Raw genomic sequence first — 19,065 nt, forward strand, 5'->3', positions numbered from 1 at the left:
AAGACGGGCGCGGCCTGCGCCAATTCACGGTCCGAGGCAAAGCCGCTGTGCAGGCCCAACTCACCCTCGCAGCCATGGCCACCAACATCACCCGATTCTTCAACCGCGGCATCGGACTACCAGCCATAGCCTGAACCGCGGCAGACCCCAAGCAGGGTTCAGGACCCACGCGAAAGGGCCGCACCACAGCCCCAAAAGACTCTGATACGGCCCTTCAACACGGGCCTACAACGCCGAACCCGCAAACGACAGCCCGCTGCCGCCGACCACATTCACACAAGGCAAGCCGTCAAACCGAAAAGCAACAGCCTCTTTTAGCGCGATTTTCGGCATTTTCTGCGGGTCAGTTACGTAAGTTGCTTCAGTTACGTAAGTCGCTTAAGTTTCTTAGCCTAGGGGCAGGTTGTCGATCAGCCGGACCGGGCCCACCTTGGCCGCGATGAGCGCCACGGCCTGACCGGTGAACGGGGTGTCCTGGCCGTTCTCGGCGCGTACGGCCAAGGTCACCGGATCCACTACCTCCAGATAGTCCAGTTCCACGCCTGGGGTGCTGCGCACCAATGCCTGCGCGGAGGCGATGTCCAGGGGTTCGTGGGCGTCGGCGCGCCGTTGCAGGAGCCGCAAGGCCCGGAACAGCACCAACGCGGATTCGCGCTCATCAGCGGAGAGGAAACGGTTCCGGCTGGACAGCGCCAGCCCGTCCACATCCCGCACGGTGGGAACTGCCACGATGTCCACCGGAAAGTTCAGGTCGGACACCATGGTGCGCACCAGGGCCAGCTGCTGGGCGTCCTTTTGGCCAAAATACGCCCTATAGGCCGCGCGCCCGTCGCCGGCCGGGGCCGCCAGCCCGGAGTGCGGCATGCCCAGGTGCAACAATTTGGCCACAACCGTCAAAGCGCCGTCGAAATGGCCCGGCCGGGAAGCCCCCTCATACAGCTCACCCATGGGCCCGGCGGTTACCCGAATGATGGGTTCGCCAGCCGGGTACATCTCCGCCACAGACGGTGCAAACAGGAAATCGACACCGGCCTGATCCAGTAACTGAAGATCGGCCTGCAGGGTTCGCGGGTACCTTGCCAAATCTGTGCCGTCACCAAATTGCAGCGGGTTCACGAACACGCTGGCAACGACCACGTCGTTCTCGGCCACAGCCATCGTTGCCAGTTCCGCATGGCCGGTGTGCAGCGCGCCCATGGTGGGCACCAACCCAAGGGTGCCGCCCTGCCCTGCCGTACGCCGGCCCAAAAGCTCCGCCGTAGCTTCCTTGAGCTCGGCAATGGTGGAGATGAGAGTGGTGCTCATGAAAGTCGCTTTCGAAATCGAGGTGGCGGTCAGCGCAGGGCTGCCGTGCCGGGTTCGCCGTCGTCGGAGTTTAGTGCTGCCTGAACCCCAAGATATGCCTCCGCTGAGAGCAGCCGACGCTTAGCCGCCCGGGTGGCCGTGGCCGCCGACATGGCCAGGTAGGCGTCGAGGACGTCTGTCGCGGACGTATCCAGCGCGTGTTCACGCAAGGCCGCCGAATGTGCGGCAACTGTACCAACATCTCCACGGGCAACAGGCCCCGTCAGGGCCGACTCCCCGCTGGTCAGGGCGTTTTCCAGCGCCGCACGCAGCAGCGGGCCCAACACCTGGTTGGGTGCCGCGACGCCAATGTCACCCAAGATTTGGGCTGCCTGGGCCACGAGGGTGACCAGATGATTCGCCGAGTGCGCCAACGCCGCGTGGTACAGGACCCTGTCCGCCTCAGCAATGACAACCGGCTCGGCCCCCATCTCCACCACCAGGGCCTGGGCAATGGGCAGCATGGCCGGATCCGCGGTGACGCCGAAACAACAATCAGTCAGGCGGGCGAGGTCAAGGCTCATCCCCGTGAAGGTCATGGCCGGATGAAGTGCCAGCGCAATGCCGCCAGCGTCCTTGACGGGGGCCAAAACGCCCGTGCCGAAGCGTCCCGACGTGTGCGCCACCAGCTGCCCCACCTGCCAGGAGCCCATGGCGCCCAGGCCGCTGACCAAATCCGGTAACGCGTCGTCGGGGACGGCCAGCAGCACCAGTTCTGCGCGCTCCACAATGTCCTGGATTTCAAGGATGGGAACCCCTGGCAACAACAACTCGGCCCGCTCCTTGGAGGCCTCGGACACTGCCGACACCCCAATCACGCCGTGCCCGGCGGCGCGCAAGGCGTGCCCCAAAACGGCGCCGACCTTGCCGGCCCCAATGATTCCAATACCTAGCCGGCCTGGCTTAATCGCCACGTTGTTGCTCCTCTGGAAGGGCTTGTTGTGCTGTTGCTTGCGGTTTCGGAGACGGAATTTCGGGAGCCTGCGACGGCGCCAGCCAGCGTTCGCCGGTGCGGATGCGCCGGGCAGTGGCTGCACGTGCGGCTTGTTCATCGAATAGCTGGCGCCCCGTCGCCAACGCCATGTGGTGCACGACAGGCCGGATGGGTCCGACGGTGGAGTGCAGCTCAAAGTTCACCAAACCAAGTGCCGCCATGAGCGGTCCTCGGGCAAGGACCAACGACTGCGTGCGCTCGTGCGGGACCACCTGGAGCCTGCGGAAGAAGATCCCGTGCCGGCACAACAGTGCAGTATCCGTTGCCCTGAACGCGTTGTAACGCCAAGCGAGGGGGTCAAGCCACCGTGCCGACCGTGGTGAGTGGACAAAACCCTGGGCATTGCCGGGGCCTTGCAGGCCTGCGGCGAACACCTCGACGGGGTTGTTCACACCGGGGTCCGGGAACACCAGGGCCAGCACTGCCATGACCTCATCGAGCGTTCCGGCTGGCAACATGACGGTGCGGGAGCCGCTGTCCGAAAGGTCGGAGCCGTAGCCGGCCACGTTCACGTGAACCCGGTACCAGCCAAAGGGCCGCCAGATGGGGCCCTGGCTAATGCCCACCGCCTGGACCCTTCCCGGCGGGATGGTTTGGGCACGGGTTTCCAACATGCCGTAGTGCAGCCGCACCCCGTCAGGGGAAACAGCAACCCGGAAGTTGAAATCGCCGGTGATGGATTTCCAGTAGGAGGCACCAATGCCAATGAATATGGGTATGGCGCCGACCACAATGCCGGCATACCCCGTCCACGCGACGGTAACAATTGTCGCCACGAGAACGACTATCGCAAAAACTGTTGTGCCGCTGAGCATTGCTGACCCGATGACTCGCCCGGGTTTGAGGGCCAGGACATGGGTTTCCGGTGCTTCCTGTATTTGTTGCGGCGATTGCGGGTCAATGACCACCCCGGCCGCGCGGGCAAGAATGGCCGCCCTCAGCCGCTTGGCCTCCGCCAACTTCAGGAAGGAGAGCTTCATGGCTGACTTCCCGCCGTCGGCCACTTCAAACTTCAGCTCAGCCAGCCCAAACGCCCTCGCCACGAGCGGTTGCACCACGTCGATGGCCTGGACGCGGTCAATCCGGGCCCGCCGCTGCTGGCGGAAGATCACCCCGGAATTGATGTGGACGTGGTCGTCGGTGACTTGGTAGCGGGTGAAACGCCATTGCAGGAAAAAGCCCACCCCGAAAATGACGACGGCGGCGCCCACCACAGCGAGTACCACCAGTGCCGGCGCACCCCGGTTTCCCGACGGGGAATCGCCAAAACTGGTGGAAAACATGGTTTCCAGCGAGTTCCGCCCGAAGATGAAAATGACTGCGACCACTGCCACCCAGCCGCGCACCAGGGGTGAGACGGGGTGCACGCGGTGCCACAGTTCCGGGGAATCGGTGGTGAAGGATTGTTCGCTCACAAGTTGATCGCTCACAAGCCGGCCAGTTTCGCCTCACCGCGAGCAGAAAGCTGTTCCCGCAACCGTGCAGCCTCACCCGCTGGCAGGCCGTTGATCAGGGCGTTGGTGCCCGGGGAGGCGGTATGGAGGTGGATGGTGCTCAAGCCGAGCATGCGCTCTAGGGGCCCCATGGTGACATCAACGTATTGCATCCGCCCGTACGGAACAACCATGACGCGGTGGAACATGATGCCGCCGCGGATCAGCAGGTCCTCATTGCGTTCGGCGTAGCCAATGGCCCGTACCTGGCGAGGGATCAGGATCATGTCCCAGATGACGGAAACCACAACAATCGCAGGCACGCCCCACGCCAACCAGGCAGGGTACCCGCCCCACACCCCCGTCAGGCGCAGTAGCAGCGGTACGCAGGTGATGGCCAAGATGATGAGTCCACCAATCCCGCGCTCAATGAAACGGGCCGTCACCAGTTTTTCGGACACACGCAGGAATTGCACGTCCGTCGGGTCAATTTCGCTGCTGTATTGCTTAGGCAAACTCTTCCTCCCCACGGCCATCACGCTTAGGCCGCGTTTTGGCTGGTGGTTCGTTGTCTTCGGGTGGAAGCTTGCAAAAACGTTCCACAATGACCCCGACTACCACCATGACCAGCGCGCCAGCCATGAGGGCAACCAGCTGCCAAATCACAGCCAGCTCAACGCGCAGGGCAATGGTGGGCAGCTGGTCGATCAAGATGCCCGTGTGCCAGCCGAACAGCATCGCCCCGGCGTAGGCGCAGGCCTGTGCCAGCACCACCGTCCGGGCCGCCATGAGTGGGTCAAGGACCTTGTCCCGATTCCCGTCACGCCAACGGCGCACCTTCAACCCCAGAATCAAGCACACAATGGCTATCAAACCCATGGTGATCAAGGAACTCAGCGGCAGAACAGGCAAGGGCAGGCTGGCACGGGAGGTAAGCTCCGTGGCCACGAAACCAATAACTGCCAAAATAATGCCCATGGCCACTAGCCATGCAGGCCTGATGGTCCGCATTGTGCTTCTCATGGTTGCCTCATCGATTCGCTTTGGAACTATTCATTTAACCGTACTGGCTTTTTGTACGATTGGACTTCTTGCACTCGCCGATTCTTGAGCGTGCCACCGGCGCCGTTTAAGAATCCTGCGCCACGTCCACGTCCTGAACATGGGCGATGCCTGCCATATCAGGGGCAGCCGCGGCCAATTGCGCCACCGATTGCCCGTTCAAGGTGGCTGCCGGATCCATGAGCGACCACGGATACAGCACAAACGCCCGGCCGGCTGCGCGCGGGTGTGGCAGCGTCAGCACGGGGTCTTCACTGCTTTCATCCCCGTAGAGGATGATGTCCACATCGAGGGTGCGGGCACCCCAGCGCACTTCACGGGTCCTGTCGTGGGCAAGTTCCACATCCTGGCAATGGGCCAGCAGCTCGTACGGTGCCAAGGTGGTGTCAACAGCTATGACCATGTTCAAAAAGTCCGGTTGTCCGGCGGGTCCGCCAACAGCCTGGGTGGTGACCACCGGTGAGACGTTGTGGAGGCGCATCTCGGGGCGGTCCACGAGATCCGCGACGGCGCTCTGGAGTGTTCCTTCACGCTCGCCCAGGTTGCTCCCCAACGCCAAAATGACCCGGGTGAGCGGGCGGGCGGTGCTCAACTCTGGCTCCCGTTTGCGTTCTGGGCTGCGTCGACTTTAACTGCGCCGAGCTGCTCGCGGGTGCGCAGAACTGTGACACTGACGTCGCCGAAGGGCACCTGGATGGGGGCCTTAGGTTTGTGAATCGTCACTTCCACGGCGTTGACCACGGCAAAGTCGGTCAAGATCTTCTCGGCTGTTCGAACGCTCAGTGTTTCAATCAGGTCAAAGGCTTCGCCTGTCACCATGGCCACCACCGTTTCCGCCACCGCGCCGTAGTCGGCGGTCTTGGACAGATCATCTGTTGCGGCCGCGGCGGAGACGTCCATGTGTAGCACGACGTCTGTTATGAACGGCTGTCCGTCCCGTTTTTCATGCTCGAATACGCCGTGGTAGCCAATGGCCGAAACGTTTGTCAGCGTGATGGTGTCGGAGCGAGTCACTGCGAATCCGCACCCAACCGCGCCACACGGCTGCGCTGGCCGGCCAGCAGCCTTGACGCAACTTTGGCGGCGTCCAAGCTAGCGCTGACGTCGTGGACTCGAACACCCCAAACGCCCTGCGCAGCCGCGAGGGCTGTGGTGGCAGAGGTTGCATCGTCACGCTCTTTCGGCGCGGCCGCCTTGCCTGCGCTGGTCAGCAGTGAGCCCAGGAAGCGTTTGCGGGACGTGCCCACCAAAACCTTGTTGCCCATGGCCGCAATAACCTCCAGGTTGGCCAGGATCTCCCAGTTTTGTTCGGCTGTTTTGGAGAAGCCGATCCCTGGATCAACAATGATGTTCTCCGGCAAAACGCCTGCCGCGTAGAACTTTTCGCGAACTTCGCTAAGCTCCCGCACCACGTCATCAACAACATCTGTGTACTGGGTAAGCGAGTCCATGGAGCGGGAATCACCACGGCTGTGCATCAAAACATAGGGCGCCTGGCGTTGCGCAATCAAGGCGATCATGTCCGGGTGGACGCGGGCGCCGGAGACATCGTTGATCAGCCCGGCACCAGCATCCAAAGCCAAGGCTGCCGTGGAGGCGTGGCGGGTGTCGACGCTGACCAGGGCACCGGCCTTGGCCAGGGTTGAAATGACGGGCAGGATCCGCTGTTGCTCCTCCAGCTCATCAACGTCCTGGGCGCCCGGGCGGGTGGACTCGCCACCGACGTCGACAATGTCGGCACCACCGTAGAACATGCGCAGTCCGTGGGCAATGGCCGTCTCGGTGGAGTTGTACTCCCCGCCGTCGCTGAAGGAGTCCGGCGTGCAGTTCAAGATGCCTATGACAACTGCGCGGTCCTTGGGCAAGGTGGCGAAGGTCGCCACCGATTTGCGTGCCCGCAGGACAGGCAGGGGGGATGTCGCCGGGCCCGTTCCGGGCGCGGCTGCGAGGGAATCCATGGTGTGTAAGGTTACCTTCCGAGAATCAGGCTCATGGCTTCGGCCCGGGTTGCGGGCTCGTGAAGCGAACCACGAACAGCACTGGTGACTGTCTTGGCTCCTGGTTTACGCACGCCACGCATGGACATGCACATGTGTTCACATTCAACGACCACTATGGCGCCGCGTGGTTTGAGGTGTTCAACCAACGAGTCGGCAATTTGGGTGGTCAGGCGTTCTTGAACTTGGGGTCGTTTGGCGTAAACATCCACCAGACGTGCCAGCTTGCTCAGGCCCGTCACGCGGCCGTCGTCACCGGGGATGTAGCCTACATGGGCGCTGCCATGGAATGGCACCAGGTGATGTTCGCAGGTGGAGTAGAACGGGATGTCCTTCACCAGCACCATTTCCTGGTGGGCAATATCAAAGGTTGTGCCCAGGATGTCCGCCGGATTGCCATGGAGTCCGGAAAACACTTCCGCGTACGCCTTGGCCACACGCTTAGGCGTGTCGATCAGGCCGCTGCGTTCGGGGTCTTCCCCAATGGCCAGCAGGATTTCCCGGACAGCAGCCTCAATGCGCGGCAAATCCACTGTGGGTTTGCCGCCCGCAAGGGCGGCACCCATGGCGCCGCCCTGCGTGGAATCTACTTCGTCATCGTAATCAGTCACGGATGTGATCCTACCTTTGATTACGGCTGCTCCGGCAGTGAGGGCGTCTCTCCCTTGCCCAAGTCGATGCCCGGGGAAGCCTTCGGGGCGTCAACAACACCGTCAAGATGGGCACTGGCCAGCTGGTCCTGCGGGGACACAGCCTCGGGGGCCGGTTCGCCCGCTGCGAGGGCCTCGCGCCGCTCCTTGTCAGTGGTGACGGGCGGGAGCGCCGAGACCGGCCGGCTGTCCTTGGACAGCCAGACCCGGCGCGGGGCGGGCTTGCGGATTTCCGTGAAGATCTCAGCAATCTCGGCCTGGTTCAGGGTCTCGCGTTCGAGCAACTCCAGAGCCAGCTTGTCCAAGATGTCGCGGTTGGCAATCAGAGCCTCATAGGCATCGTCATGGGCCTGGTCAATGAGCTTGCGCACTTCCTCATCAACCATCGAGGCAACAGCTTCGGAGTAGTCCCTGTCATGACCGGCGTCGCGGCCCATGAACGGCTCCCCGGCGGCGGCACCGAGCTTGACGGCACCGATACGCTCGCTCATGCCGTACTGGGTCACCATGGCGCGGGCTGTGCCTGTGGCCTTTTCTATGTCATTCGAGGCGCCCGTGGACGGATCGTGGAACACGATTTCCTCGGCCACACGCCCACCCATGGCGTACGCCATCTGATCCAGCAATTCGTTGCGGGTGATCGAGTACTTGTCATCCTCGGGCACCACCATGGTGTAACCCAGGGCGCGGCCGCGGGGCAGGATGGTGATCTTGGTGACCGGCGCCGTGTTGTGCATGGCCGCAGCCACCAGGGCGTGGCCGCCCTCGTGGTAGGCGGTGATTTTGCGTTCCAGTTCCTTCATGACGCGGGTGCGCTTTTGCGGGCCCGCCATGACACGGTCAATGGACTCATCCAGGGCCCTGTCATCGATGAGTTGGGCGTTGGAGCGGGCAGTCAGCAAGGCTGCTTCGTTCAGGACGTTGGCCAGGTCCGCACCCGTGTAACCGGGCGTCTTCTTGGCCACAGCGTTCAGGTCAACGCCGGGAGCCATGGGCTTGCCCTGGGAGTGAACCTTGAGGATCTGCTCGCGACCCAAGCGGTCCGGGGCTTCAACAGGAATTTGGCGGTCAAAACGGCCCGGCCGCAGCAAGGCGGGGTCCAGCACGTCGGGACGGTTGGTGGCGGCAATCAAAATGACGTTGGTCTTGACGTCGAAGCCGTCCATTTCCACGAGCAACTGGTTGAGGGTTTGCTCGCGTTCATCGTTGCCACCGCCAATGCCGGCACCGCGGTGACGGCCCACGGCGTCGATCTCGTCAACAAAGATGATGGCCGGGGAGTTCGCCTTGGCCTGTTCGAACAAGTCGCGGACACGGGACGCGCCCACACCGACAAACATCTCTACAAAGTCAGAACCGGAGATGGAGTAGAACGGTACGCCTGCTTCGCCGGCAACTGCGCGGGCCAACAGTGTTTTACCGGTTCCGGGAGGCCCGTACAGCAGCACGCCCTTGGGAATCTTGGCACCAACGGCCGTGAATTTGTCCGGGTTCTGCAGGAAGTCCTTGATTTCGTGGAGTTCTTCCACGGCCTCGTCGGCGCCGGCAACGTCACTAAACGTGACCTGCGGGTGATCCTTGGTGAGCAGCTTGGCCTTGGACTTGCCAAATTGCATGACCTTGGAACCGCCGCCTTGCATGCGGGAGAACAAGAACCAGAAGATGAGCCCGATGAGGATGAAGGGGATCAGCAAGGAGAGCATGCTTGACCAGAAATTGTTCGACGCCGGCTGGTCATCAAACTTGCTCAGCTTGGCGTCGTCAATGGCGTCCACCATGGTGGTTGCGCGGTAGGCGCCGAAGTAGAACTGGACGTTCTTGCCGGCTTTTTTGCCGTCAACTGTCGTGTAGTCGTCCTTGAGGATCATGTCCACACGACCCTCGGAGCCAAACACCTTGGCCGAGGCGACCTTGTCAGTCGTGAGCAGGTTCAGGGCTTCAGAAGTGCCGACGCGGCTGGTGCCCGTACCGGTCAACGTGAAAAGGCCCGCTCCGATGAGCACGACCACCACAACGATCCAGACAAATGGACCTTTGAAGAGTTTCTTGACTTTCATGTGTTCGAGGCTACGCCTCGTCCCTCCCGCTCAACCAATTCGTACCTGTACAGGGTGCGCCGACACGTCCCCAAGTAATAGCTTTACACCGTTCGCATTGCTACACGCACGGGAATGCCATTTAGTTCCCTGAGGGCATAACGAAATCTCAGTTCTCACCGCCGAGGGTACAGATAATGCCGATGTTGGACATCAACATCGGCATTATCTGTACTCTCGATTTCGGGCGGCGCGTTTTACTCGTAAACGTGCGGCGCCAAGGTGCCGATGAAGTCAAGGTTGCGGTACCTTTCGGCGAAGTCCAGGCCGTAGCCAACAACGAATTCGTTGGGGATCTCGTAACCGACATACTTGACGTCGATTTCCACCTTGGCGGCTGTGGGCTTGCGCAGCAGGGTGCAGATTTCCACCGAGGCAGGTCCGCGCGACATGAGGTTGGCGCGCAGCCAGGACAGGGTCAGCCCCGAGTCAATGATGTCCTCAACGATGAGGACGTGCTTGCCCATGAGGTCGGTTTCAAGGTCCTTGAGGATCCGCACCACGCCGGAGGACTGCGTGCCGGAGCCGTAGGAGGAAACCGCCATCCAATCCATGGTGACGTGGCTGTGCAGTGCACGGGAAAGGTCAGCCATGATCATGACGGCACCCTTGAGCACACCAACAAGGAGGACGTCGCGGCCTTGGTAGTCTGCATCAATCTGCGCGGCCAATTCGGCTACACGCGTTTGGATTTGTTCCTTGGAATAAAGAACATGCTTAAGATCGGCTTGGACGTCTTGTGAATCCACCCAGGGCTCCTGATTGTGAAGGTCGTGGTACTGGTCTTGGTACTGTTTGGCGCTTAGTTGCTGCGTCTAAGAACAAGCTTCCCATAGCCGGGACCGTCGTGGGGAACGCTTTGGTTGCGCGAGATCCGCCAGGCACTGACTTTCCCGGCCAGCTGCACGGGCCCAGCCGAACCTTTTCGGGCCAGCAGCGATTCTGCCGCAGCAAGGCGTTCAAGGCTTGGCTGGGCGCCGCCAAGTTCGACGACGGCCAGCGCTAACACGCGCATCCTCAGGGCCGGTGCCAGCCCCCTGAGCGCGTCCTCGGCCAACACAATCTCGGCCGCGGCACCGCCAGCTGCGCCGTTTGGCGCAATGTTTCCCTGCTGACGGGTTGCCAGTTTGTTGTATTCGGCGGCCGCAAGATCGTCCAAGTAATCGGCGTCGGGGCCTAATATGCGTGCCGACCGTGCCAGCGACTCGGCAATGCCCGGACCAAGCTCGGCGCTCAGATACGGGATGACATTTCGCCTGACCCGGACCCGCAAATACGCAAGATCGGCGTTGCTGGGGTCATGCCACGGGGTTAGTTCCAGGGCTTCACATATGGCCAAAATCTCATCACGGCGCAGCCCCAGGAACGGGCGCACGTAGATGCCGCGGCGTTCACGCATGCCCGCCAAGGATCGGGTCCCGGAACCCCGGGCAAGACCGAGCAGCACGGACTCCGCCTGGTCGTCCAGGGTGTGGCCCAGCAGGACATGCTGGGCACCCAGTTCTTGGGCCGCCGCTTCCAGCGCCGCAAAGCGGGCGGCACGGGCAGCAGCCTCCGGCCCCACGCCGTCGTCCGTCAGGTTCACCGTCCTGACCTGCACCGGGTCAAGTCCCAGGGCACGCAACGTCACGGCCGTCGCCTGGGCGACGCCCGCGCTGCCCTCTTGCATCTGGTGGTCAACCACCACTGCACCTACCCGAACCTCACCGCGTTTGGCGAAGAACGCGCACACGGCAGCCAATGCGAGGGAGTCAGGCCCGCCACTGCAGCCAACAAGAATCAGTGGCGGGTTCTCCACCACAAGGTTCTTGCCAGTGGTCTTGAGCCCTAGAAGCTCGCCCACCATGGCCCGGGCCTTGCCCACTGTGGGGTCAAGGCGGCGGCGGGCCCTATGGTGCGGCACGGTGACTGCCGGTTCCATTTAGAGGCCCATCCGTTCAACCCACAGGCGTGCATCATGAATTTCGGCCTCGGTGGGCAGGTTTTGCTCCTGCGTCCAGACATTGTTGAAGCCGTCCATGCCGACCACCGCCACCACCTCGCGAACAAACTTTGCACCATCACTGTATTGGCGCATTTTTGCGTCCAGGCCCATGAGGTTCCTGACGAACTTCTCAATGACCCCCCGGTCCTTGCCCCTGCTGTTGAAGCGCTGGCGGATGGTGCGCACCGTGGGCACAATGCGCTGGTCCACACCGTCCATGACCACATTGGCGTGACCCTCCAGCAAACTCATGACGGCCGTCAGATGGGACAGCGCCGCCTTCTGATCCGGGTTTTGGAGCAGGTCAAGCACGCCGCCGCGGCTGGGGTCTTGTGCGGGCGCATCCTGGCCGGACTTGTTGCCCAACTGCTTGGCTGCCTGCAGGAGGCGCTCACCAAAGTTTTCCGAATCCCCCACCAAAAGGGTGCCCAACTTTTCAATCTCCCCGAGCATGTGATGCCGCAACCAGGGTGCTGCAGCAAATTGCACGCGGTGGGTTTGTTCGTGCAGACAGACCCAGAGCCGGAAGTCTGCCGGGTCCACCTTGAGCTCACGCTCCACCGTGATGATGTTGGGGGCGACAAGCAGCAGACGGCCCCCGGCCGCCGGCTGGCTCCCGTGCGTTGACGGCGCCAACGCCGCAAAAGGATCGTACTGGCCCAGGACCTTGCTGGAAAGAAATGCCAGCGCCCCGCCCAGCTGAGCCCCCGTAACGGTGGCGCTGAGCGCGACGGCGGGCCCGCCCGGTGCTGGACGGTCCCCCTTCGTCTTCGCCGCGAGGGCTTGTTTGGCCGCCAGAGCCCGCAATACGGGGTCCATCATGACGGCAAAGCTTTGCGTATTGGCCTTGGCCCATGAGGCCCTGTCCACCACGAGGACCTCTGAATCGCGCAGGTCCTTGGCGGCGTCCAGACGGCTGATTTCGTGGACGTGGGGCACCGAACGCTCGGCCATGAGACGCAGATTGTCCACGGCGGCTGAAATTTCTGAACCCTTGAGTGCCGGGCCGGCAGGCGCCAGATTGGCTGCTGTTTTTGCTGCCAGTTCCCAATTGACCATGCTGGGGGATGTGGGTGCGGTGGCTGCGGCATTACTCTGCTGGCTCATGAATACCATCAGATCACAGATCCCGTTCGGCCGGCCGCTGGCTCACAGCTCCGGCACAGGATAGGACTAGAAAGGACCTAGACTTTTCAACCACACTTGGAACTAGTGATTGGGTTTTGCGTTGCTTTTGGGTGACGGGCAATTACTGTAAGAACCACCAACAACGGGCCGCGTGCTGGCCCGCCTTCATGAAAGACATGTCTCCATGACTGAGATTGCGCGGAATTCCTTCACAGACCTTCCGCCCTTGGCTCACCCCGACGGCAGCCCCATCCGGGCGTGTTGGTGCTCGATGTCATGATGCCCGGACTGGACGGGATTGAGGCGTTGGGGCGGATCCGCGAGTTCTCCCCGGACAGTGCGCGACGCCGTTCGGGACAGAATCGCCGGCCTGGCGGCTGGCGGTGACGACTACGTGACCAAGCCCTTCAGTATGGGGGAGCTCATGCTGCGCCTGCGCAGCTACGCACGTCCGTCGACGTTCCCCCTGTCCTCACTGACCGTTTTCCCCGCCGGGGAAAACGTCAATTCACACGATACGCTGGCTGCCGACACAGATTCAGCACAGGTGCATCCGGAAACCCATGACTCCGCCCATCACGAACTCCACACGCAGGTGTTTATTCAGGAACCGCGCAGTCACTTTTGGCAACAATCACCGCCACAATGTCCGTACGCGACGCCTGGCCTGAGACCGATATTGCGGCGAAATCTGCTGCTGTTGGCGCCTTTGTGGACAAGCGTACGGCAGCGCTCAAGAACGCCCTGGCCCGAACAGCGAGTTTGTTTAGCTCCGTGCCAGCACGCTGGCAGCAGCGTCAAGTGTTGGTCTGGCAGCGGCGGCGCCGCCGGTGAGGCCATTGCCCATGACGCAGAACGCCAGCAGGCGGCCCTGGGAGTTGATGACGTAGCCAGTCAATGCCGTGACCAGGTTCAAGGAACCTGTTTTGGCCCGCACCAGGCCGGCGCCGTCCAGCGCGGGTGCCGTGACAAAACGGTGCGCCAAGGATCCGCTGAGGCCCGCAATGGGAAGCCCAGGCAGCGCCTTGCCAAGGTCGGAGGCCGGGTCGGCAAGCATCAGGGCCAGCATTTGGGTCAACTTTGCCGAACTGATCAGGTTTCCTACGGCCAGGCCGGAGTTGTCAGTTGTCTCAACGCCGTCCAATGACAGACCCAGCTCGGTAACCACTTGGCGAACGGCTGACACTGCGCCGGCGTTACTGGCTTCCTTGCCAAGTTCCACAGCCACCATGCGGCCCAGGACTTCGGCAACATAGTTATCGGATTCGGCCAGCATGTACTGGACCTGTTGGGCAACAGTTGCCGATTCCACCGAGGCCAGAACTGTGCCCGGTGCCCCTGCGGGCGCCGCGTTGGCCGCTGCCGGAGCCTTGGCCCGGGTCAGCGTCCCGGTGGTGGCAATGCCTGCGCTTTCAAGAGCAGCCACGAACGCTTCCGCCACCGCCACCGCCGAATCCTGAGGGCGCGGTCCGCTCAAAACCTCCGGTGCCAGCCGGCCCGCGTTCAGTGCCATGGGAAAAATGGGTGCGATTTCGCCGGCGTCAACGTCTCCGTCAGCCCATTTGGGGTTCAGCGCAGCCCCCGTGAACAAGGTGTCGTCAATGCTCAGGGTGACTGGGCCCTTAACTCCGGCAGCTGCGAGCGCCGCGGCTGTTTGCGTGGCCAACGCGGCCAGTCCGGCATGGCCCATCACGGCATCCGTGTCACCGTCGCCGGCAGCGAGCATCGCATCCCCGCCAGCCAGCAACACCAGCTCAGTGGCTGTGGACCCGGCAACCACCCGAGTGCTGAAGCGTGTGTCGGGGTCCAGCGTGCCCAGCGCGGCACCGGCGGTGAGCATCTTCAGATTCGACGCCGGCACCCTGGCCTCGTCGCTGTCCTGGGAAAACAGCTCCTTGCCGGTGGCCGCATCGGCGACGTACATGCTGAAGGTGCCCTCGCCGTCGAACGTCAACGCCTTCGTCAACTCGGTGGCAAGTTTGGCCGCATCAGGTAAGGGCGCCGCGTCATTCAATGGTGTGACGGCTGCGACGTCGCTGATGACTGTGGGCGGCATTTGGGCTGCCGGCACAACAGCCACGGCGGCCGGATCCTTGGGCAGAAACGCCGGGAGTAGGTGCGCACCCAACGGAACGCTCACGGCGGCCAGCGCGCAGATGAGCAAGCCGCTCGTCACAACTTTTGACGTGCGTCCCATAGAGCAGGTGTTTCCTTCGAAGCTGGTGGTCCCGGCGCGCAAAGTGGGCGGGTCAAATCGGCGATCCGCGCCAGTTGCTGTGGGCGGGTTTCGGCACAGCAAAAAGCGCCTATATCCTCATACTAGACGGAAATACTCTGCGGGGCCGTGCCTGGCCCCGCACACCCCCATCATGAGGAGCATAACGATGAAGCACGACGTCACCATCGAGATCCCCCGCGGATCACGCGTCAAGTACGAAGTTGACCATGAGACTGGCCGCGTCCGCTTGGACCGAGTGCTGTTCACCTCGATGCAGTACCCCACCCACTACGGCTTCTTCGACAACACGCTCGGCGAAGACGGCGACCCCCTGGACGCGCTCGTCATGCTGCAGGATTTTGACCTGCACCCGGGCGTAGTTGTCGATGCCCGCCCCATCGCGGTATTCAACATGACAGACGACGGCGGCGGCGACGCCAAGGTCCTGTGCGTTGTTGACGACAAGCGTTTTGACCACATTCAGGAACTCTCCGACGTTGACGGATTCCTGGTCAAGGAGATCGAGCACTTCTTCAGCCGCTACAAGGACCTGGAGCCGGGCAAGTGGGTCAAGGCTGAGGGCTGGGCAGACCGCGCGGCCGCCGAGGCTGAATTGGCGGCCTCCATCAAGCGCTACGAAGACACCAAGCACTAATCCCCAGCTTTTACCTCAGGCGCCCTCGCCGAGTCAGACGGGAGAACGCCGAATCGGTGGCAAAAACGCATCTGTCTCGCGGCGCTCCGTCTGATTCGGCGAAGGCGCGGTAAAAGTTCGACGGCGGCGTTCCCCTTTCGTGGGGAGCGCCGCCTTTTTGGCGCCGGTACGTCGGATCGCCCGCACTGCATAGCTGCGGGTAGTTGTGCCCATCGCCGCCGCAGGCCGACTCTGCCTAAACTCGTCATGGCCGCCCATTGGCCGCACGCACTCGTCGCACTGATCCCAAAACGTTCGGCCCAACGCTTCTAAGGATGGTCATGGACGGTTTTATCGGCGCCGACATCGCGGACCTCCGGGACTTTGCCAAGGCCATGGACAAGGCCTCATATGCACTGACGCAACAGGCCCAAGCGCTCTCCGCCGTGGTCAACCAAAACCGCGGCTGGCGGGCCCCGATGCGGAGCGTTTCCGTCAAACCTGGAACGCGTTCCACCGCCCCACCCTGGCTTCCAACGCCCGGAACTTGCAGCAGGTCTCGGACCAGCTGCGCAAGAACGCCGACGAGCAGGAAACGGCCAGCTCCGTGGCCAGCATTGCCGGTGACACAGGCGGCGGTGGCTCGGCGTTATCCGTCCTGAAGGATGTGTACGACGTCGGTATGGGCGGCAAGGGGGCCATCCTGCCCTTGGTGAACGCATGGAAGCTCCACAAGCTCGGTGCCGAGGACTGGGCCAAGACCAAGGAACTGCTGACCAATTGGGACGACGCCGGCCGTGTACTCAAGGGCGGCCTTGACCAACTAAAAAACGGCGACAAACTCAGTGATGTCCTGAGCGACCTCAAGGCGGGCATCCCCTACAGCCAGGCCTTTGAAGACGCCAGCAAACTCTCCAAGGGCCTGCGGATAGCTGGCGGGCTGACAGGTCCACTCAGCATTGCCGGCGGTATCCATGACATAATTTCGCCCGAGCATGACGGCTGGCGTGGCGGCGGGGACCGGGTTGCGGGCGGCCTGTCCGTGGTGGGCGGCGTGGGCAGCATCATGTTGATGACGGCCGGGGGCGCTGCCCTGTTAGGCCCCATCGGCGCACCCGTAGTCGTCGCGGCCGGCGTGATTGCAGGGGCTTGGGCTTTGGGCAACCTGGTGGTGGATAACTGGGACAGCATCACAAACTTCGCCAAGAACCCCGGCCAATACATCAGTGACGGGCCAAAGAGGTCACAAACTTTGCCAAGAACGTAGGCAGTAAAGTGGTGAACGGCGTAGGTGACGCAGCCAAATCGACTGGCAAATTCTTGAAGGGAATTTTCGGATGAGCACAAATACTATCCAGTGGACTGAACGCGATGTGGAGTCCGCAGCCCAAGTGCTTGCCATGGCCAGTGCCGACGGCACGCCGCTGCCCACGCTGACCGATGAGGAAGTGGTAGCGCTGGACGGGTGCAGCGCGAGCAGGCTGTCCCCACACCTTGGCTCTCCGCCCAAACTGCTGATCGAAATGCCCTGTGCGGCGTTGCACTGAGGGGCTTGCTGGCCAAGGAACTGGCCTACCCCGTGATTTTTGAGGGCGAGACCGAACCGACACGCCTTCACACCACACCCGAAATCACTGGCACGCTGGCGCTGCGCCGCACCTCGCGCCAAGTTGCCTCGCTGGAGCGGACAGTGTCCACTGGCAAGCGCTGGTTCTTTGCCTACACCCACGACGACGGCGCACTCCTGGAGGAAGTTGACGAGAGCGGCCTCCACGGGTTCACGGTGGTCACCGTGGATCAGATCCCCGCCCGCCTCGCTGCTTTTGCCGACCCCCAGGGTGCGGCGGCCAAGGACTCACACTCCACGAACTACACGGAATCAGAGTTTGAAGCCGCTGGTTCGAAGCATCTCTCCCAGACGCTGGCGGCCAGCAACTTGGCGGTCTTTGAAACCAATGCTGACGCGTTGCGAACACTCACCATCTACACGGGCCCCGATTCCGTGCACATCCTCACCCCGCACGCCGTGAACGGCTCGTTGACGTTGGCGCTGCAGGAAGTCTCTGCACCCTCCCTCACGAACGTTCTGGCGGGCATGCTGTCACCCAAATAGCCACCCATTGTGGCGGTGCGCACCCGCAGGTGCCCCGCACGCCGTTCTTCCTACGAGGTATTCATGGCCAAGAAACCCAAATTTGACGGGCCCACCGGCCTGCTCGATCCCCTGACCGGACGCCCAGTGCGGCAGTTCACCAAGAGCGGGCACTACTACGTCCGGGCTGCCGCCACCCGCCACTTTTGGGGCAGGGTCCTCGATGGGGCAGTGTTCCTCGCCGCGTTCTCAGTCCTGTCACTGCTGGCGGTCCCCGTGCGAAAAGCCATGGAAAACAGCCCGTCCCTGTGGGAACTTGCCTACGACGACGGCTTCTTCATCTTTGTCCTGATGTTGCTCTGGTTCCCTGCGCTTTACGTCTACGGCATGATCTGGGGCAAGTGGGGCCTGTTTGGCGACCGCGCGGCCCGCATGCGCAGTGTGCGGATCACCGACGGGACCCTTTCCGGGCCGTGGATCGGCGGCTGGCGCGCCGTCGTGTGGTCTTTCCTGCCGCTGTACGCAGCTTTCATGATTGCCAGCCTGTTCGACGGCGGCGTGGAGCATACCCCCGGATACATCCCCCTGGACCTAGAATCGGGTGTGGCGAAGGGCCGTGCGCCGGTTCCCGGCCCGGCGATCATTGCGAAGGAGCAAGCCCAACCCCAGGCCGAGGCTCAGGCCCGCGCCCAGATGCCGCACCTGTACGGAAATGGCCCGGATGCACGGTCGTAGTTTTTGGGTCCGTCGGGCAGAAAGCCGGTTGGGTCCGGAGCTGGGCCAATTGCGCCATGTCGCCGCATCGAGGCGGGTCCACTGGGCCTGGCTGCTGCCGTGCCTTGCCCTTGGCTTTATTTATGGCGCCCTCAGCCAATTCATCAGCAGTCCGCGCTCCACGGACAGGATCCCCGACCGGTTTGAGGACATTCCGCTGTTCATCGTGGTGTCCCTGCTGACGGGGTTGGTGCTCTGGTCCCTGACGTTCGCGTTCGCCTTGCGCAAGCTTCTAGTGTTCGACGCCGGAATTGTCACCTCATTTGCCCAAAAGGCCACGACGCGGATCTTTTACTGGAATCAGGTCAACCCGGACTCCATCAAGGCTGTGACAAGCCACGATGGTTCCAGCCCCACACACTTGCTGGTGGCCAAGAGGCTGACACAACTCAGTGTTCGCGGCAAATACTGTGTTGTTTTTCAGGCCGCAGCCACCACATGGGGTCCGGACGCGGGAAGCAGCACAGATACCCCGCAAGCCGGATTCTGGACGTTTGAAACGTCTGGCGAGCCCAGCCCACTTGTTCTGGCCCTCCATCAGGCCATGGTGAATGCCCGGATTCCGGGGGCAGAGCGGATCGCGGCGCAAGCGTTGCCGCCCGTTGTCCTTGCAAGCAAGACAACACTGGACTGACCCGGCGGTCAGTGGACAGATAATG

General features: G+C 62.5%; 20 protein-coding genes. 6 read left to right on the forward strand and 14 right to left on the reverse strand.

What is annotated here, in order from left to right; genetic code table 11:
* Positions 1-387: 387 nt before the first annotated feature.
* From panC to dacB, 14 genes are all read right to left on the reverse strand, one after another.
* Complete coding sequence (gene panC, locus ACX80E_RS03530) at positions 388-1,305, reverse strand: pantoate--beta-alanine ligase (RefSeq protein WP_459300525.1); 918 nt, start codon at positions 1,303-1,305, stop codon at positions 388-390.
* Between the two features lie 29 nt (positions 1,306-1,334).
* Positions 1,335-2,258, reverse strand: a complete 924-nt coding sequence (locus ACX80E_RS03535) for a Rossmann-like and DUF2520 domain-containing protein (protein ID WP_459300526.1) — start codon at positions 2,256-2,258, stop codon at positions 1,335-1,337.
* Positions 2,248-3,768, reverse strand: coding sequence for a PH domain-containing protein (locus ACX80E_RS03540; RefSeq protein WP_459300527.1), 1,521 nt, complete (start codon positions 3,766-3,768; stop codon positions 2,248-2,250). Before ACX80E_RS03540 ends, ACX80E_RS03535 begins: the two co-directional genes overlap by 11 nt.
* The gene (locus ACX80E_RS03545; protein ID WP_459300528.1) at positions 3,765-4,286 is read right to left on the reverse strand and encodes a PH domain-containing protein; all 522 of its coding nucleotides are present in this window, start codon (positions 4,284-4,286) and stop codon (positions 3,765-3,767) included. Before ACX80E_RS03545 ends, ACX80E_RS03540 begins: the two co-directional genes overlap by 4 nt.
* Entirely contained in the window at positions 4,279-4,794 is a 516-nt protein-coding gene (locus ACX80E_RS03550) for a DUF3180 domain-containing protein (RefSeq protein ID WP_459300529.1), read from the reverse strand. The genes ACX80E_RS03545 and ACX80E_RS03550 overlap by 8 nt, the downstream gene beginning before the upstream one ends.
* Before the next feature lie 106 nt (positions 4,795-4,900).
* Positions 4,901-5,425 carry a 2-amino-4-hydroxy-6-hydroxymethyldihydropteridine diphosphokinase gene (folK, locus tag ACX80E_RS03555; RefSeq protein WP_459300530.1) on the reverse strand — a complete coding sequence of 175 codons (525 nt, stop codon included), beginning with the start codon at positions 5,423-5,425 and terminating at the stop codon, positions 4,901-4,903.
* Entirely contained in the window at positions 5,422-5,847 is a 426-nt protein-coding gene (gene folB / locus ACX80E_RS03560) for a dihydroneopterin aldolase (RefSeq protein WP_459300531.1), read from the reverse strand. Before folB ends, folK begins: the two co-directional genes overlap by 4 nt.
* Complete coding sequence (folP, locus tag ACX80E_RS03565) at positions 5,844-6,791, reverse strand: dihydropteroate synthase (protein WP_459300532.1); 948 nt, start codon at positions 6,789-6,791, stop codon at positions 5,844-5,846. Before folP ends, folB begins: the two co-directional genes overlap by 4 nt.
* A gap of 11 nt (positions 6,792-6,802) precedes the next feature.
* Positions 6,803-7,396 (reverse strand): GTP cyclohydrolase I FolE, encoded by a 594-nt coding sequence (gene folE, locus ACX80E_RS03570; protein ID WP_459300636.1) that lies wholly within the window; start codon positions 7,394-7,396, stop codon positions 6,803-6,805.
* 65 nt (positions 7,397-7,461) lie between these two features.
* Positions 7,462-9,537 carry an ATP-dependent zinc metalloprotease FtsH gene (gene ftsH / locus ACX80E_RS03575; RefSeq protein ID WP_459300533.1) on the reverse strand — a complete coding sequence of 692 codons (2,076 nt, stop codon included), beginning with the start codon at positions 9,535-9,537 and terminating at the stop codon, positions 7,462-7,464.
* 236 nt (positions 9,538-9,773) lie between these two features.
* A complete protein-coding gene (gene hpt, locus ACX80E_RS03580; protein ID WP_459300534.1) occupies positions 9,774-10,325 on the reverse strand; it encodes a hypoxanthine phosphoribosyltransferase in 552 nt (183 codons plus the stop codon).
* A 53-nt stretch (positions 10,326-10,378) separates the two neighbouring features.
* On the reverse strand, positions 10,379-11,497 hold the full coding sequence (tilS, locus tag ACX80E_RS03585; protein ID WP_459300535.1) for a tRNA lysidine(34) synthetase TilS: 1,119 nt from the start codon (positions 11,495-11,497) through the stop codon (positions 10,379-10,381).
* The gene (locus tag ACX80E_RS03590; RefSeq protein ID WP_459300536.1) at positions 11,498-12,667 is read right to left on the reverse strand and encodes a zinc-dependent metalloprotease; all 1,170 of its coding nucleotides are present in this window, start codon (positions 12,665-12,667) and stop codon (positions 11,498-11,500) included.
* Positions 12,668-13,454: 787 nt separating this feature from the next.
* Entirely contained in the window at positions 13,455-14,885 is a 1,431-nt protein-coding gene (gene dacB, locus ACX80E_RS03595) for a D-alanyl-D-alanine carboxypeptidase/D-alanyl-D-alanine endopeptidase (RefSeq protein ID WP_459300537.1), read from the reverse strand.
* 187 nt (positions 14,886-15,072) lie between these two features.
* On the opposite strand from dacB, the gene ACX80E_RS03600 reads away from it, so the two are divergent.
* The 6 genes from ACX80E_RS03600 to ACX80E_RS03625 all read left to right on the forward strand — a co-directional run bounded on the left by ACX80E_RS03600 (position 15,073) and on the right by ACX80E_RS03625 (position 19,040).
* Positions 15,073-15,561, forward strand: a complete 489-nt coding sequence (locus tag ACX80E_RS03600) for an inorganic diphosphatase (RefSeq protein ID WP_459300637.1) — start codon at positions 15,073-15,075, stop codon at positions 15,559-15,561.
* Positions 15,562-16,087: 526 nt separating this feature from the next.
* Positions 16,088-16,807, forward strand: coding sequence for a hypothetical protein (locus ACX80E_RS03605; protein ID WP_459300538.1), 720 nt, complete (start codon positions 16,088-16,090; stop codon positions 16,805-16,807).
* Positions 16,808-16,877: 70 nt separating this feature from the next.
* Positions 16,878-17,087, forward strand: a complete 210-nt coding sequence (locus ACX80E_RS03610) for a hypothetical protein (RefSeq protein ID WP_459300539.1) — start codon at positions 16,878-16,880, stop codon at positions 17,085-17,087.
* A gap of 5 nt (positions 17,088-17,092) precedes the next feature.
* Positions 17,093-17,653 carry a hypothetical protein gene (locus ACX80E_RS03615; RefSeq protein ID WP_459300540.1) on the forward strand — a complete coding sequence of 187 codons (561 nt, stop codon included), beginning with the start codon at positions 17,093-17,095 and terminating at the stop codon, positions 17,651-17,653.
* Between the two features lie 63 nt (positions 17,654-17,716).
* The gene (locus tag ACX80E_RS03620) at positions 17,717-18,367 is read left to right on the forward strand and encodes a hypothetical protein (RefSeq protein ID WP_459300541.1); all 651 of its coding nucleotides are present in this window, start codon (positions 17,717-17,719) and stop codon (positions 18,365-18,367) included.
* A complete protein-coding gene (locus ACX80E_RS03625; protein WP_459300542.1) occupies positions 18,354-19,040 on the forward strand; it encodes a hypothetical protein in 687 nt (228 codons plus the stop codon). Before ACX80E_RS03620 ends, ACX80E_RS03625 begins: the two co-directional genes overlap by 14 nt.
* Positions 19,041-19,065: the final 25 nt, after the last annotated feature.

It is taken from the genome of Arthrobacter sp. TMN-49 (assembly GCF_054511095.1).

What these genes read in the sequence shown, in the direction of transcription:
- panC (WP_459300525.1), bottom strand. Translation starts at nt 1,305, where the DNA reads ATGAGCACCACTCTCATCTCCACCATTGCCGAGCTCAAGGAAGCTACG.
- ACX80E_RS03550 (WP_459300529.1), bottom strand. Translation starts at nt 4,794, where the DNA reads ATGAGAAGCACAATGCGGACCATCAGGCCTGCATGGCTAGTGGCCATG.
- folP (WP_459300532.1), bottom strand. Translation starts at nt 6,791, where the DNA reads ATGGATTCCCTCGCAGCCGCGCCCGGAACGGGCCCGGCGACATCCCCC.
- folE (WP_459300636.1), bottom strand. Translation starts at nt 7,396, where the DNA reads ATGGGTGCCGCCCTTGCGGGCGGCAAACCCACAGTGGATTTGCCGCGC.
- ftsH (WP_459300533.1), bottom strand. Translation starts at nt 9,537, where the DNA reads ATGAAAGTCAAGAAACTCTTCAAAGGTCCATTTGTCTGGATCGTTGTG.
- tilS (WP_459300535.1), bottom strand. Translation starts at nt 11,497, where the DNA reads ATGGAACCGGCAGTCACCGTGCCGCACCATAGGGCCCGCCGCCGCCTT.
- ACX80E_RS03590 (WP_459300536.1), bottom strand. Translation starts at nt 12,667, where the DNA reads ATGAGCCAGCAGAGTAATGCCGCAGCCACCGCACCCACATCCCCCAGC.
- dacB (WP_459300537.1), bottom strand. Translation starts at nt 14,885, where the DNA reads ATGGGACGCACGTCAAAAGTTGTGACGAGCGGCTTGCTCATCTGCGCG.
- ACX80E_RS03600 (WP_459300637.1), top strand. Translation starts at nt 15,073, where the DNA reads ATGAAGCACGACGTCACCATCGAGATCCCCCGCGGATCACGCGTCAAG.
- ACX80E_RS03610 (WP_459300539.1), top strand. Translation starts at nt 16,878, where the DNA reads ATGAGCACAAATACTATCCAGTGGACTGAACGCGATGTGGAGTCCGCA.
- ACX80E_RS03620 (WP_459300541.1), top strand. Translation starts at nt 17,717, where the DNA reads ATGGCCAAGAAACCCAAATTTGACGGGCCCACCGGCCTGCTCGATCCC.
- ACX80E_RS03625 (WP_459300542.1), top strand. Translation starts at nt 18,354, where the DNA reads ATGCACGGTCGTAGTTTTTGGGTCCGTCGGGCAGAAAGCCGGTTGGGT.